This window comes from Streptomyces sp. NPDC001156 (assembly GCF_053598275.1).
On the sequence record NZ_JBSFJX010000194.1, the window covers coordinates 1 to 14962 of the forward strand.

The 14962-nt window shown below is 67.2% G+C and carries 9 protein-coding genes and 1 pseudogene; 2 read left to right on the plus strand and 8 right to left on the minus strand.

Features of this window, described 5'->3' with window-relative positions:
• Nucleotides 1-691: 691 nt before the first annotated feature.
• The 6 genes from ACWDA7_RS42155 to ACWDA7_RS42180 form a co-directional block, all read right to left on the minus strand.
• A complete protein-coding gene (locus ACWDA7_RS42155) occupies nucleotides 692-2785 on the minus strand; it encodes a SpoIIE family protein phosphatase (RefSeq protein ID WP_450612053.1) in 2094 nt (697 codons plus the stop codon).
• A gap of 244 nt (nucleotides 2786-3029) precedes the next feature.
• A complete protein-coding gene (locus tag ACWDA7_RS42160) occupies nucleotides 3030-4925 on the minus strand; it encodes an NHL repeat-containing protein (RefSeq protein ID WP_450612055.1) in 1896 nt (631 codons plus the stop codon).
• Nucleotides 4926-5164: 239 nt separating this feature from the next.
• A complete protein-coding gene (locus tag ACWDA7_RS42165; protein WP_450612057.1) occupies nucleotides 5165-5653 on the minus strand; it encodes a hypothetical protein in 489 nt (162 codons plus the stop codon).
• A 617-nt stretch (nucleotides 5654-6270) separates the two neighbouring features.
• On the minus strand, nucleotides 6271-7530 hold the full coding sequence (gene ltrA / locus ACWDA7_RS42170; RefSeq protein ID WP_450612059.1) for a group II intron reverse transcriptase/maturase: 1260 nt from the start codon (nucleotides 7528-7530) through the stop codon (nucleotides 6271-6273).
• A 774-nt stretch (nucleotides 7531-8304) separates the two neighbouring features.
• Nucleotides 8305-9894: a S8 family serine peptidase gene (locus ACWDA7_RS42175; RefSeq protein WP_450612061.1), complete on the minus strand. Its 1590-nt coding sequence runs from the start codon at nucleotides 9892-9894 to the stop codon at nucleotides 8305-8307.
• A 285-nt stretch (nucleotides 9895-10179) separates the two neighbouring features.
• Entirely contained in the window at nucleotides 10180-10647 is a 468-nt protein-coding gene (locus ACWDA7_RS42180) for a hypothetical protein (RefSeq protein ID WP_450612063.1), read from the minus strand.
• Nucleotides 10648-10980: 333 nt separating this feature from the next.
• Here ACWDA7_RS42180 and ACWDA7_RS42185 point away from each other — a divergent pair, with 333 nt between their 5' ends.
• Nucleotides 10981-11247, plus strand: coding sequence for a hypothetical protein (locus ACWDA7_RS42185; protein ID WP_450612065.1), 267 nt, complete (start codon nucleotides 10981-10983; stop codon nucleotides 11245-11247).
• A gap of 242 nt (nucleotides 11248-11489) precedes the next feature.
• A complete protein-coding gene (locus ACWDA7_RS42190; RefSeq protein ID WP_450612067.1) occupies nucleotides 11490-11783 on the plus strand; it encodes a hypothetical protein in 294 nt (97 codons plus the stop codon).
• Between the two features lie 790 nt (nucleotides 11784-12573).
• On the opposite strand, the pseudogene ACWDA7_RS42195 reads toward ACWDA7_RS42190, so the two are convergent.
• Nucleotides 12574-12924, minus strand: a pseudogene (locus tag ACWDA7_RS42195) (transposase); the annotation flags it as partial.
• Nucleotides 12925-13094: 170 nt separating this feature from the next.
• On the minus strand, nucleotides 13095-13928 hold the full coding sequence (locus ACWDA7_RS42200; RefSeq protein ID WP_450612069.1) for a PP2C family protein-serine/threonine phosphatase: 834 nt from the start codon (nucleotides 13926-13928) through the stop codon (nucleotides 13095-13097).
• Nucleotides 13929-14962 lie beyond the last annotated feature (1034 nt).

Genomic DNA, 14962 nt, shown 5'->3' on the forward strand with positions numbered 1-14962 from the left:
GCGCAACTCCTCGCCGGTCTTGGCGTCGTGGATCTTCACGGTGCCGTTGTCACCGGGAGCGGTGGCGTGCGCGGCCGGCGCAAGGAGCAGCACGGCCGAGACGCCGGCGGTCAGCGCGCCGGCGCGGATGAGGGTACGCATGGGGCAGGCCCATCTTCGAGATACGAATGGGAAGATGTGGAGGGGGCGGCTCAGCATGCAGTCCCGCCTGACGACGGATCAAGCACGAACATCAAACGAACACAGACCTATCACCGACGTGGGAGCCATCCCCGGGACCCCGCAGGCGTCTGGCCGGGTGCGGAGGCGCCATCTGAAACGGCAGTGCCCGAGTTCTTGAGCACCGCTACTGTCTGACACCGTTTCTCGCTCACGGTCCGGGCTCTGGCGAGCCCGGACCGCCACACGATCTTGTTCAGGAATCGGTCGATAGATGAACACCGATGGGGTGTTCCTCGGCCCCTCATGGGCTCAAGGGTGGCGCCCTCCAGCTCGACACCGAGGAGCCGGGCCTGTCCGGCCCGTTCGGCACCTGGACCGAGGAGGGTGGCCGGGGCCGCAGGAACTGGAGACGGCGACGCGTGAGCCTGGAGGCGTGGCCCGCCTCCGCGACCGTCATGCGCATGCGCGCGAGCTCAGCGAGCTGACGGCCGCCCAGAGCCGGAACCGGTTCTGGGCGGCCGACAACGTGCTAACACCGTGGTAGTGCCTGTTCGGCCCAGATGATCTTTCCTTGTCTGGTGGGGCGGGTACCCCAGTGCTGGGTTACTTGTCCCGTGATGAACAGGCCACGTCCGCCTTCATCGTTGTCATCGGCGTACCGCAGATAGGGAGCCGCGCTGCTGGTGTCGGAGACTTCGCAGGTCAGCGCTCGGTCCCGGATCAGGCGTACTCCGATGGGGCCGTCGGAGTAGCGGACGGCGTTGGTGACCAGCTCGCTGACGACCAGTTCGGTGGTGAAGGCCAGGTCGTCGAGCCCCCAGGTGGCAAGCTGGTCGGCCGCGTGTCGGCGTGCCGTGGCGACGAACGCGGGCTCGGGCGGCAGGTCCCAGGAGGCCAGCCGGTCGGGGCCGAGGGCGCGGGTTTTCGCGAGGAGCAGGGCCGCGCCGGGCCCGGATGGCGTGGGAGTCAGGGCGCGTGCGAGGGTGTCGCAGGTCTGCTGAAGTGGGCTGGGTCCGGTGTGCAGGGCGCACTGCACCCGGTCCGGCCACGGCGCGATGTCCCGTGGCGAACGGTCTTCGCGGCTGGTCAGGATGAGGATGGTGCCTTCGGGTAGTTGGTGCTCCGCCGCGAGGTAGGTGGGCAGTCCCTGGCCCAGTGCCGGGCCTTGTGGGATGTCGGCGACCTGGACGGTGCCGTCCGGGAGAGCGATGAGCGGCTGTGGGTGATTCGCCGCGGACAGCGTGCACTGTCGGGTCGCCGGGTCGTAGATCGCGTAGAGGCAGGTGGCGCCGACGGTCGCGGTGTGCGGTCCGTTGTGCCGTGGGTGGGGTTCTTGGCCGCTGAGCCGAGTCACGAGTTCGTGCAGGCGTTCGAGGAGTTCGTTCGCTGGGAGGTCCAGGGCGGCCAGGGCGCCGATGGCGGCCCGCAGCTCCCCCATGGCGGACGCGGCGCGGATGCCGTCGCCGGTGATGTTGCCCGCGACCAGCGCGACCCGGGCACTGGGCAGCGGGATGACATCGAACCAGTCGCCACCGGAGCCGGCGGGCGGGTAATGGTGCGCGATCTCCACGGCGCTGTGGACCGGGACGACAGCGGGCCTGCGGCTCATATGGAGGATGCGGGCGGCCGAGCGGCCGCGGCTGTACAGTCGCGCGTTGTCCAGGCACAGCGCGGTGTGGTTGGCCAGTTGTTCGGCGAGGTCCCGGTCGTCGTCTTCGTAGGCGTGCGGGGAGCGCCAGCGGTAGAAGCAGGCCAGACCGAGGACGAGGCCGCGGGTGCACAGCGGAACCACGATCATCGAGTGCACCTGGATGGCGCCCAGCAGGCGGTAGCGGAACGGTTCGCCGGTCAGCCACGGGGTGTCCGGGTCGAGCCGCTTGATCAGCCGGGGGCGAAGGTCGGCCATGCTCCGGCGGTACGGCGATCCGACGGGGAAGCCGCTGACGTCCCCGGCCATGGGGACCCGTGACTCCTCGATACTGTGCAGCGACTGCCAGCCCGCCCGCCGCAGCGTGATGCCCTGGATGAGCGGTCCGGGTTCGAATGCCTCCCCGCGCAGGATCGGGTCGAAGAGGTCGACCGTGGTGGTGTCGGCGAAGTCCGGGACGGTCGCGTCGGCCAGCTCCTGCCCTGTTCGGAAGACATCCAGGCTCGTGCCGATCCCGGTACTGGCCCGGTGGAGCAGGGCGAGTCGCGCCTGGGCCCGGTAGCGCTCGGTGACGTCCAGGATCACCCCGCTTACCCCCACGGTCCGTCCTTGCGGGTCCTTCAGCCGGAACCAGTAGGTCGAAGCCGTGACCTCGAGGTACGGCTCGTGGGGGGAGTGGACCGTCAGCAGGACGTCGTGTTTGGGTGTGCCGGTTTCCAGGACCTCGCGGACCACGGCCTCGATGGCGTCGGCCTGGTCCGGAGCGTAGACGTGCAGTATCTCGGAGAGCGTGCGGCCCAGGAATTCCTTGATCGGGAACGTCCGGATATGCCGCGCGGCGGAGTTGAAGGCCACGATGCGCAGGTCGGTGTCCAAAACGTGCAGACCGATCGGGGACTCGGTGAACAGGGCTGTCAGAATCGCATCGGCCAGGTCACGGCCTTGATAGCCTGGAGTATCCAGCAGATCGCTCACGGCAACCATTCCGCTCTCGATTCGAAGCCGGCCCATTCCCCTTCATTCATACTGACCTGTTCCTGCCTACATATCTCCTCGCAGCCGACGCTCTCCCCCCAGGGCCATCACTTCAAGATGGCGGCTTTTGGGTCTTGCCCAGACACCTACGGCGGGGCGATGGTCCGGGCTGTGGATCTGGACGACTACACGGGCTACTGACAGCACTCGGCGGCGGTTGACTCGCCCATCAGACTCCGCCGAGCTACTTGGGGCAGGAGTCCGAAGCCGCTGATGACGGTCGTGCCGGTAGGGGGGTTAGGGGGGTACAGACCGGGGTGGCGGCGCCGATGAGTTCCACCAGTCCCATGCCGCCGGTGGGCGGGAGGATCTTCGACCAGTTGTTGGCTACCCAGACGTTGCCGGAGGAGTCGATCTGTACGGCCGTGAGGTGCTGGATGGCCTCGTTCTGGAAGCCCTGCTCGGGCGACAGAACGGTGCCGGTGGAGGCACCGCGCGGGCAGGCAGCGGTCTCTGCGCCGCACAGAAGCGACACGGACGAGTTGCCGAAACCGGCGACCCACACGCGGTCCTGGCCGTCGATGGCGATGGACCAGGGGAAGATTTTCTTGGTCAACTGGTAGACACCCGCGACGGTACCGTCGGGGCGGATCCGGGTGACCGCGCTGCTGAAGAAGTTAGCCACCCAGGCGTTGCCCTGGGAGTCCAGGGCGAGCCCGATAGGTGCCTGGAGTGAGCTGTCGCGGGTGTGGGTGACCGGCTTGAAGTCAGGGCCGATGATGGTGACGCTTCCGCCGACCTGGCTGGGCCGCCGCGCTTGGAGGATCTCGGAGAAGGACATATGGCTGTTGGTGACCCAGGCCCGGCCCTTGTCGTCGATCTGAATGGCGAACGGGTGGTTGAAACTCTTGTCGGTGATCGTGATGGCCTTTGAGGGGTCACCGCCCGGGTAGACGACGACGCTGCCCGCGCCAGCGGCGCCTTTGAGGCCGTAGGAGTTGGCAATCCATATGTTGCCTCGCTGGTCGACAGCGACGCCCTGCGGTTTGACGAGGTCACCGTTCTTCCAACCCGTTGGGGGTGACAGCGGAATGCCGGCGGCCGAGTACTTCGCCATCGCGTCGCCGCCGTAGCTGGGTGCCCAAACCGAGCCCTCATGGTCGATTGCGAGGCCCCAGGCGCCGCCCTTCATGCCGCCGCCGCTGATGGGGCTGCCCAGGGTCGGCCGGCCGACAGGGTCGAGGACGGTGACGAACGGGTTGGGGTCCCGCGTTCCCGGCACCCAGTTGTTGGTCGCCCATACGTTGCCTTTAGCGTCGAACGCGATGCGGCCCGGCGCGTAGAGGTCCTGGGCGGTGTAGCGCACCGCCAGCATCCATCCGGTCGGAGCCGTGGGAAGCGCGGGGGTGAAGACCGCCGTGGTACGCGCCAGGGCGAAGAGACCAGCTCGGGACAGCGTTGGGTTGTGGGCCAGGCCGAGAACTGCCTGCACCGTGTCCGCAGCCCGGGTTCCGCCGAGTGGTGTCGCCAGCCGGAGCAGTTCGTCGCAGCGCCCGGTGTCCGTCGCGCAGAGGGAAACGAGGTTGGCGAGCGTATTCAGCGTGGCGAGAGTTTCGCTGTTGGCACCGTCGCCCGTCACTGCCCCTCCTGGCTTGCCGGTGACCGGATCAGCAAGGTTGAAGGCTGTCGCCGCCGCATTCTGCAATCCCGGGCTGGGCCCAGCGATGCCGCGCCCGTCGCTGAACTGGGCAAGGGCGTACATGGCGGCGACGGTGGTCAGTTCGTTGACTCTTACGGCGTTTTCGGTCCGCTGAGGTACGCCACCGCCCGCGCCCACCCCCACGACCGAGCGCAGCCGAAATCGCCCCTGCGCCGACGTTGCCTCGACGTACAGCATCCCGTCGGCGGGCTTGGCGTAGGAGATCCGGAAGGAACCGCGCGCGTCGGTCGTGGCCCGGCTCAGCATCCTGACCCCGGACTGTGACCCGGCAAAGAGCGTGACCTGGGCTGCGCGCAGCGGCCTCCCCGCCCCGGTGACTGTCCCATGCAAGGCATCCGTCCCGGCACCGACCACCGATGCCGGGACGTTCACCACCCCGAGGACGATGACAGCCGACGCCGCTGCGGCGACGAACGACATCAATAGCGGGCTTCCGACCCACGTTCGTGCATGGCACCTCTTTGAGGCGGCCAACCTGCGAAAGCGTATGTCTGAGCTGGTCATAGCTTTCGGACCCTTCACTGTGCACAGTCGGACCGAAGGGGCTGGGGAGAGGGATCTTCGTAGCCGTCGAAAGTCCGCCGGCACGCGCAGGCTGGTCACATGCCGTGCGCGGGAGGGTTCGCCGGGATAGGCGCAGGACAATCAGCAGGGGGCGATCAACCCGGCTGTGTGGCTGCGGCTCCCTCAGCCTCGACCGGACCGCCTGCGATTTCCGGCACCCTGAGCGTGAACCAGGCGACCCTGGCTCCGAACAGCCAGACCACACCCAGATACAGTCCCGGCTCAACTTCACGCATCTCGTCGCGAACCCCGCGAGCCACCAGAGAGATTTTGGAGTAGTCGATGACGATGCAGTCCTCGTCGTCCATCAGGCTCTGCCCGATGTAGACCTGCGCCACGATGGCGAGCACGTCGAACGCGGTCATCCGATTGCTCAGATAACCCTCGTGGTCGAAAACCTTCCCCCGCCAGATGGTCATGCGTATCAGCCAAGCGAGAGGCTGGGCCACCCAATTCCCTCCCCACCGCACGATGCCCATGCCCTCCAGCGGCCCCTTCGGAATCTCACCAGGCGGACTGCTGCGGAACAGCTCTACCAGCCCGGCATCGCTGGTCTTGAGCAGATCCGTCTCGCTGAGTGCCACGCTTGTCCTCCTGGCGACCTGAGAACCATCGCGGAACACGCGATGCGGCTAGCAAGACTCACCCTCGATGCTTCCGAGCGAAGTCGCCACCACTGCTGGTCTGAATGGCTGCCTGCGCAGACGGCGGTTCCCGCAGCACAAGCGGTAGCCACGCACCGGGCGACAACGGCAATGACGGCAACGAGCATGGACGACGACACTCGGCTGCTCTTCCCGGAGGCGGTGCGGACCCGCGGGGCCAGGCACTTGGGGTGTGCCCACATCGTCCAAGCGCTTGTCCTGGCTCGAGTCCCGCCGCATGCACCACCAAAGGCACTGCGCATCGAAGCACGGATCCCCCGCCACGGACGCTCCGTCAGGTCGCGGCTTCCGACACACCTCCGACACACTCCGTGTCGCGGGCGCCCTCCGGCAGGCTTCTCCGCAGGTCAGAGCGCTTTGGTGATCTACGCATTCACTCCGGAGCCGTGTGCGCAGGTTCGAATCCTGCCGGGGGCACTTCGCCTCAGCCAGCACGATCATGCGGTTGCCGAGTAGCCGAGGGGGATCTCACCCCTCGGCTCTCACAGAACCGTGCGTAAAAGTCGCCCCTTACACGGCTCTTGTCGTCCTGGTCATCAGACCGTTACGGCGCCTGCGGTCAGCCGCCAGTGGGCGAACATGCGGGGGTATCGCTGGGCGATCTCCTGCATCTTCGCGATGGCCTTCCGCTTGGCCGCGAGCCGTTTGTACTTCTGGCGGATCCAGCGCACCAGGTAGGCGTTGATGCGCATCGTGAAGGGGATCAGCTCCCACGGCCTGAATCGTCCGTAGTAGTTAAGCCAGCCCGCCACCACCGGGTTGATCCTGCGGGCGAGCTCTTGGAAGGACAGATCCGAGCGAGTGTGCAGGTGCCAGGACCGCACCTCCCGCCCCATCTTCTTCAGGGCGTCCTTGCTGACCGCCGGGTCGAACGCCAGGAACAGGTTCCCGTGCCGACTCCGGTTCTTCCTGGCGCGGAACGTGTACCCGAGGAAGGTGAACGACGTGTGCTCGTGAGAGCCACGGCGGCTGCCGTCCTTGCAGTAGACGATCCGGGTCTTGTCCGGGTGCAGTTGCAACCCGACTTCGGCCATCCTGTCCGTGAGCGCGGCCAGCACCTGGTGGGCCTGGCGCTCGGTGACGCAGTGCAGCACCGCATCGTCCGCATAGCGTTCGAACCAGACTGACGGAAACTCCCGGTCCATCCAGGTGTCGAGCGCGTAGTGCAGGAACAGGTTTGCCAGGACGGGAGATATCGGGGCCCCTTGTGGGGTCCCGCGCTCCCGCTCCAGCAGGGAGCCGTCGGGCATGACGAGCGGTGCAGCGAGCCACCGCCGCACATACAACTTCACCCAGACGGCGTCAGTGTGCGCTTCCACCGCCTTGACCAGCAGGTCCCAGGGCACGCTGTCGAAGAACTTGGCGATGTCAAATTCCACCACCCAGTCCCTCTTCCAGCAGCGTTCCCTGCATTTTCCCACCGCGTCCAGGGCGGACCGCCCAGGCCGGTATCCGAAGCTGTCCGGGTGGAAAATAGGTTCCACCCTGCGCATCAGATGCCGGGCCACAACGGTCTGTGCCACACGATCGGCGACAGCGGGAATGCCAAGCATTCTTTCGCCGCCTCCATGTGGCTTCGGAATGGCCACCGCGCGCACCGCCGGCGGAAAGTAGGAGCCCGACGACATTCGGTTCCAGACCCTATACAGATTGTTCCTCAGGTCCTTCTCGAAGTCGTCGATGCTCTGTCCGTCCACACCGGGTGCACCCTTGTTAGCCCTGACTTCCTCCCATGCCTCCTTGACTTCCCACTTAGAAATCTCAAACGGCTTGACCGATGATTTCAACTGGCCCATCGAACTCCTCCCGGACACAGTCCGGTTGATGCGATCAACTCAGTCACGAACGACCCGGCCCCTTCGCTCCACCCCCGTTACAGGGACTTCGTCACTACTACGAGCCGGTCCGCCAGCAGGCCCCGCGTCGGTACTCGACCCCTTGCGGTGCCTGCCGCTTGGGGCACTCCCTCTCGCCCACCGCCACTCGGCAGGCAGTATCGGGTCCTGCCTTCTCCTGTTCCATGCGGAAGCCGCAGACCGGACTCACGTCGCCTACATGCCGGACACCACCTGGCCAATAAGCGGGCACCCGCCAGGCTCATCCCGGGATTCTGGTCACACCCCGGTTTCGATGCCATCTGTTCTGTTTTCGACACGTCAGCAGCGATTCACTTGCGTTCGTCTTTCCAGTCCCCACCTGACGCCTCTCACGACGCCTTTTCCCCATCGCTCACCACGACAGTCATTAACTAACGCAGCATGAGGTGGTTTAGAGTCTCCCCCCACAGGGCGGCTCTGAAGGGCCACAAAACCTTCATCTTCCACACAGCATCACTTCTAGAAGTTGCCTACAACCAACTCCCTTTCATGTTCAGGACACAAGACCAGCGCAGATGCCTAACGCGAAGAGTGGGGCCCAGTCTCACTGGGTCCCGCTCTTTTTCTCACTGTTGCGCGCTGATCGCGTGTGAGCGGCGTGTGGGCCACTGGGCGATGCGTGCACGCTGCTCGTGGGCGGGCCCAGCCACCGACGACGCCTCCGACCAGGCCAGATAGCGAAACGCTGCTGTACTAACTGGTCATGGACGGGGTGTAGGGCGACAGGCCCGGAGCGAGTTGCACCCCGGGGGCCAGACCGAGGGCGACGAGGGCGTCGGGCAGACCGCGTCCGGTGCGGGCCGCCTCCACCGTGGCCGGGGCGGCGATCGGGCGGCAGCTCGCGGCGATGATCTCGAACAGGTGCTGCACCCGGCCGGGTCCGCGGGGCAGCAGCTGGCCGTGGAAGTCCTCGTGGTGGGCGAGGACGAGGGCGGCGAGGCCGGCGACATGGGCCGAGGCCGTGCCGGTGCCGTCGAGGGCCATGTAGCCGCCCTGCGGCGCGCATGACAGGACCGCCACACCGGGGGCGGCGGCGTCGACCCCGGGGCCGTAGCAGCTGAACGGCGCGACGAACAGCCCTTCCGGTGTCAACTGGGGCCCCATGTGGGTCGCTTGGGAGGTGTCCGGCGGATACGAGCCGAAGACCCCCAGCGCACCCACCGCGAACACGGTGGGCAGCGAGCCCGGGAACGCGACCGGCCCGCCGGTGTCGCCCGCGGGGGCGACGCAGGCGATCCCCGCCGCGCCCGCGTCGGCCAGTTTGCGTGAGACCAGTGTCGACGGGTACGGCGTCGCCACGGCGATGTGGGCGATGTCGACCTCGCGGTCGATGCAGTGGTCCAAGGCGGCGATCAGGTCGCTGAAGTACCCGTCGGGCATCACCTGGCACACCTCGACCTCGGCGTCGACGGCGATGCCGATGACACCCTTGCCGGTATCCGCCCCGGCGATGACGCCCGCCGCGTGCGTGCCGCTGCCCATCGGGTCGTAGGCCCAGCCCACTTCCGTCCCGCGCACCACATCGACCCCCGAGCGCACCCGCCCCTTCAGATCGGGGTGCTCGGCGCTGACGCCCGAACCGATGACCGCGACCTTGACGCCGAAGGCGCGGAACGTGGGGGGCAGCCGGTCCAGCCGCATGGCCTGCTGGCCCCAGCCGTACTGCTGCCGCTCCTCCAGCTCCGGGTACACCTTGGACAGCGGCGTGAGGGTGACCAGGTTCTCCTGGGTCGCCGACAGGTCGGGGCGATGGATCCACCGGTCGGTGTAGCCGTCCCGGGGGCGGACGTACAGGGACTGGATGGACTGCTCGGTATCCGTCGCCAGGGTGACGGTGACCGTGCCGTCGGCGGCGGTGATGCCCTGGCCCGGCCAGGTCGCCCCGATCAGGAACACCGCCGCGCCGGTCAGCGGTTCGTCGTTAGGGCCACAGACGCGCAGCGAGATCTCCACGGGTTGCTCCAACGGCGCGACCAGCCCGGGATCGCGCAGCGGCAGCATCCCCGCGGTCGCTGAGGTGGCGGGTGCGGTTCCGGACAGCGGCAGGTCCGGCTCGATGTGCACGTGCAGCGTCCGCATCGCCGGCACCTGGGCCTCGGCCGCCTCGACGACCGCGATCTCCGGGCAGGACGGCTGCAGCCCGCCCGACCGGAGCTTCTCCGACGGCCGAAGCCTGCGCATCACCCACACCTCGGGCATCCGCTCCAGCCGCTCGCACACCGCGTCCATGCTCAGTTCGGGCACCCCCGGCGGGAGCAGATCCTGCGGCAGCGGCGTCACCATGTACCGCTCCCGGCGGGGCTGCACCGTGATCGGTGATGGCGTACTTTCCTTGCGTGGTTCCGTTTCCTTCCCCTCGGGTCCTGGCCCACCCGCCCCGGCGCCTTCGGACCAGTTCTCGCGGTTGTTTCCGGGCCTTTCCTTGGCCATGACGTCCACCTTCACCACGCCTACGTTGTCCGTCGTGCATGTGCTCCTGCTTCGGCGACGGGCGGCTTGCGCCTCCACGGTCAGGCGGTGTGCCCGGGATCGACTCCCGGGCACACCGCATCGCACCCCGCCCGGGCGTCAGCCGATACCGAAGGACTGACCCATCTGGCCGAAGCCGGGCCGCTGGTACTGCGGGAACTGCTGGCCGAACTGCTGCGGGCCGAACCCGCCGCCCCACTGCTGCTGGCCCTGCTGACTCTGCTGACTCTGCTGAAGCAGGCTCACGATCGCGGTCGGCAATGCCTGCTGCACGGACTGTTCCACAGCGCTGCGGACGCCCTCGCGCAGCGTGTGCTGCAGCGCGACAGCCAGGTACGGGTGCGCCTGCTGGGACAGGCCCTGCTGCTGCAGCTGCTGCTGAACCTGCTGGATCTGCTGCAGCGTCTGCTGCACGCGCTGGGCGACCTGCTGGCTCGCCTGCTGACACGCCTGCTGGATCGTCTGCTGGACGACCTGCGCGATCTGCTGCTGCGGGGCACCGACCTGCGGGCCGCCCAACTGCGAACCGAACTGCTGCAGGGGTGGGGTACCGGTCATCACCGACATGAATACTCCATTCAATGACACCACGGGGGAAGCCGACATACAGATCTATGTGGGCTTTGCCGGGAGAAATCCGACGCCCTGAAGCTAAGTTGACGCCGCCTCGCCCGCAATCGGGCGAGCCACTCCGGGGGAGAAATCCCCCGATCGGGTCCGGCGGCCCTCACTGTCGCCAGTTGCGGCAGCGACAGCACCTACGCCACGGCCGCTCTGCCGTCAGTAGCCACGGGTGCGGCCTTCACCGCGTGAATGCCTTTGATCGCTTTGGGTGATTCCACAGCCTTCGTGGCTGACAGATCGGTGGAGCATTTCGTTGTTTTCGGCAGGAGGTCAGATATGGGTCACTGGGTCTACGAGTTCTCGGGGTGCCCCGACACGGGGTGCTACCAGCAGATTGCTAACGAGGCGGAACCGGGCGAGGTGGTGGTGCGTGAACGCGTGAGCGGCCTGGGCATCGTGGATGGGTTCGTGCGAGAGAGTGTCGATGACGTAATGATGGTGGCCCACTTCCGCTGGGTGGCCAGCGGAGACCCATCCACAGTGATGCCGGAGATGCTGCGGGCCTGCGGGCTTTCGCCGTCACCGAACGGAGGACGGCTTTGACGTGCTGCGGGAGGTTCCCCAGCACACCAACATCAAACTGTCGCGGGTGGCCGAATAGATCTTGAAGTTTACCGAGGACGCTGCCTTCTCCGGTCCGGCCCGCGCCCAATTCCGCACGGCCATGGCCCACCGCGCCCCAGTCAGGTCCACCTCGTTTCCCTCACCCGTGGGGCGGGCTCGCCCGGCACCGCCCAGCAGTCCGGCCCACCACCCTGGCGCGGCCAGACTTCTGGACCACCGCCATGCCACTCGATGAGGTCCGATTCGGCCACGTCCAGCTCATCCTCACCCACGAGCCCGGCGAATTTCAGGAACATCGTCAAGTCGTGCAGCGAATACGCCATACCCATGGTCTCGTCATCGACGGCTATGCGGCGGCCGCCACATCCGCAGGGCGCCGCCACGATCACGCAACGCTCCACCATGAACTCAGCTTCTCCCAGTCAAAGCCCGACCGCATTCTGAGGCGTGATCTGAGGCAGGCAGGCTTTCACCTGGCCGATGGTGCAGACGACCATCACCCGGCCTGCGGGTGATGCCAGCACCGCCCCGAGTGTCTTGCCTCCAGTACGTAAGCCGGGGGCCAGCCCGCGCCTTGCGCGGGCCTTGAACGTTTGGGCGGGGAAGTTGGTGCTGTTGGTGGGGAATTACGGGCTCTGTCGCTGATCTTGTGATGCGGGGCAGATACAGTTGCCCCGCAGACTGAGAGGTGTGACGGTGAGCTCAACAGGGTTGTGGGTGGTCGGCGTCATCCCTGACGAGGAGGCCCGCGCACTACCGGATCGCTACATCCACCTCATACGGCCAGGCGACTGGGAGAGGCCGCCGGGTTTTGGTGAGACGCTTGCGTGGTGGTCGAACGGCGGCGACCAAGAGCCCTTCTTCGAGCTTCCCGCAGACCCTTCAGAATTCTTGGCACCCACGTCGGCCGCCCAGCGATTCGCGGACTTCGTTGAGGACGCCAACGCACCTACCGAGGCCGCGTAGGCCATGCGGGACGCGAGCATGACGCTCATGCCCGAGACGGAGGGCGCCGGCCTCTTTGTCGCGACTGCCCGCAAGGCAAACCCGGTCGCGGCCCTGTGCTACGGACTTGGCGCACAGCGGTCGGCGATGCTTCCCGGCTGGTTTGGGAACTTTCTGCTGTCCGCCGAGGAGGTTCGGACCGCCCCGCCCCGGGCCGAGGAAGCCCTCCTCCTCTCCAGCACACAGCGAAACGCGGCCCTCACTCGGATCACCGCCTGGATGACCGCGAAGGGCGGCGCCCCCGATTTCGATGCGGTGGAACTCATTGAGGCGCCGCTGCGGGTTATTCGACACGCCGCAGAGACCGGATCCGGCGCTGCTGCGGATCTGCTCGTTGAACCCGGCCAGCCGCCTGGCATGTTTGGGCACCAGCTTGGGCTCGAACGAGCCATTGCGGTCCCGGGGAACGGCCACGGTGACCGCGCCGACGTCGGTCAGCACGGTCTTCGGTGAGGTGCCGTTGCGGCTGTTGCCCGACCCCCGACCGGCCGGATCGTGCCTCTCGTAGCCCAGGTGCTCGGTCATCTCGATGTCCAGGGCCCGCTCGAGCACGGCCCGGGTGACCTCGGTCAGCAGCCCGCCCTCGCCCAGAAGGGCGGCTCCAGAGGCGTCGGCGCGGTCCATCAGCCGCTCGACGACCTCGTCCACCAACTTGTCCTCGACCTCGACCGGCTAGACGGCCGGGGTCTTCTCGTTGTCCGTCATGCTCTGTCCGTCCCGGCTGACCAGGGCCCGAGGCGGCCTCAGCCAGCCTGTCACATCACGGACTTACACGATCTTTCAGACACGCTCGCGTGGATGGCGGGGATTGCGGGATGCGGTCAGGTGGTCTTTCGGATTGCGATGGCTGCGATGTCGTCGGTGAGGTTGTCGCCGCTGTGTTCGAGCAGGGCGTGGTGGAGGTTGTTCAGGGCTTGCCGGGGTGACGTGGTCAGCTGGTCACGGGCCCAGGTGGTGAGGGGGAAGAACGCTCCGGTTGCGTCGCGGGATTCGGTGACGCCGTCGGTGTAGAGCAGCAGTTGGTCACCCGCCCGGAATTCAAATCGCCGGGGGCGGCAGGTAGTTGTGAGCAATCCGCCGATGTTCAGGGGCGGGGCGGGGTCCTCTGTGTCGAGGATGTCGATGCTGCCGCGCCGGCTGAGCAGGGGTGGGGGGTGGCCGCAGCTGAAGATTGTGGCGTGGCTGCCGTGGCGGGGGATTTCCACGAGTACGGCGGTGGCGAAGAGTTCGGCGGGGTCCCCCTGGGCGAGGGTGGCAGCGTCGTCGCGGAGCAGCGTGGCCTCCAGGCGCTTGGCAAGTTGGGTGAGGTCGGTGGCCTCGTAGGCTGCTTCCCGGAACGAGCCGAGCACGGCCGCGGCCACAACGAGGGCGGGCAGTCCTTTGCCGCGGACGTCGCCGATGGCCAGGCGGATTCCGTGCCGGGTGTCGGCCAGGGCGTAGAAGTCCCCGCCCATCCGTGCGTGCGGGGTGGGGGTTAGATAGAGGCTGTCGATCTCCAAGGGCCCGACATAGCGCGGTATGGGCCGCAGCAGAACCTTCTGCGTGGCGTCGGCCACGGTACTGACCTGGGTGAGCGCGCACTCACGCTTCAGGCGTAGATGGCTGGCGTACGCAGCGGCCACGGTGACCGCAGCGATGGCTCCTGCAGTGAACATGAGGGAGTGCTCCGACGATGTGGCAGCGTAGACCGCAACCCCCAGCAGGCAGGCCAGCCCGAGGACCAGCGTGGGTACAACCCGCCACAGCGCCGCCGCAAGCGCGGGCGCAGCGGGGAGCAGCCGACCGGTAGAAACTTCGGGCGGCGTCAATACCCCGAGGACAGAAAGAAGCAGTGTGAGGAGCAGCGGCGAGAGCAGCACCGGGTCCTGACGCACTCGGTCCAACCAATGCGCACTACTCCTACCAAGCTCCCTCATAAGTGCAAATATAGGTAAAGTCTCGCAGCGGTGACGGGGGCGCGTCGCATGCCTCTGGATGTGCATCAGAGCCTGCTCGTCAGAGACGCCCTGCACCCTCCGCCCTGAGATGACACACCGGAATCGGCGTTATTCAAGTCAGGTAAAGCCTGACATGGACGTCTGGGCGGCATCACCCGCCAGTCCGCCACGAGCGCTACCAGGACGCCGTGGATGAGTGGCAGCTCTCCCTTGTTCAGCGCCAGCGAGACCGGTACCGCCGCTAGCCCTACCCGGCCCCGATCCTGCACGAAGCCGCACTGGAGCCCACCGCCACGGGCCCGGCTGGACGCCTGGGCCGCGAGCACGTGCCCTCCGCCCGCGCCGAGGACCACCCGGTCACCTGTCGCCGCTGACCACGGTGGAGGAGGTGAAACCAGGTACTGGCCGCCATCCAGCATCTGACCGCACACGACGCTGCCCCCGTCGAGAGGAGTGCGGTCTAAGACCGGAAGGCTGCCCTGCTGGAGCGCATCGCCGCCAAGGACGGCCGACCCGAGGCTGCCGAACAGGTCGCCGCCGCCCGCGCCCGAGCTCCGGGACCAGGCCAGCATGACAGCCTGACAGGGCAGAGCCGCGCGAAGGCGCCCGACACACCTCCGACACAGTCTGTGTCGCTGACGCCCATCGATGGCCTCCGCCACAGGTGAGCGAGTCAGGACCGCCTAGGAGACCCCCCGGGGGGGTGTATAATACGCAGATCGGAAGGACCCCGCGGAGGGAGACTCGGGGGA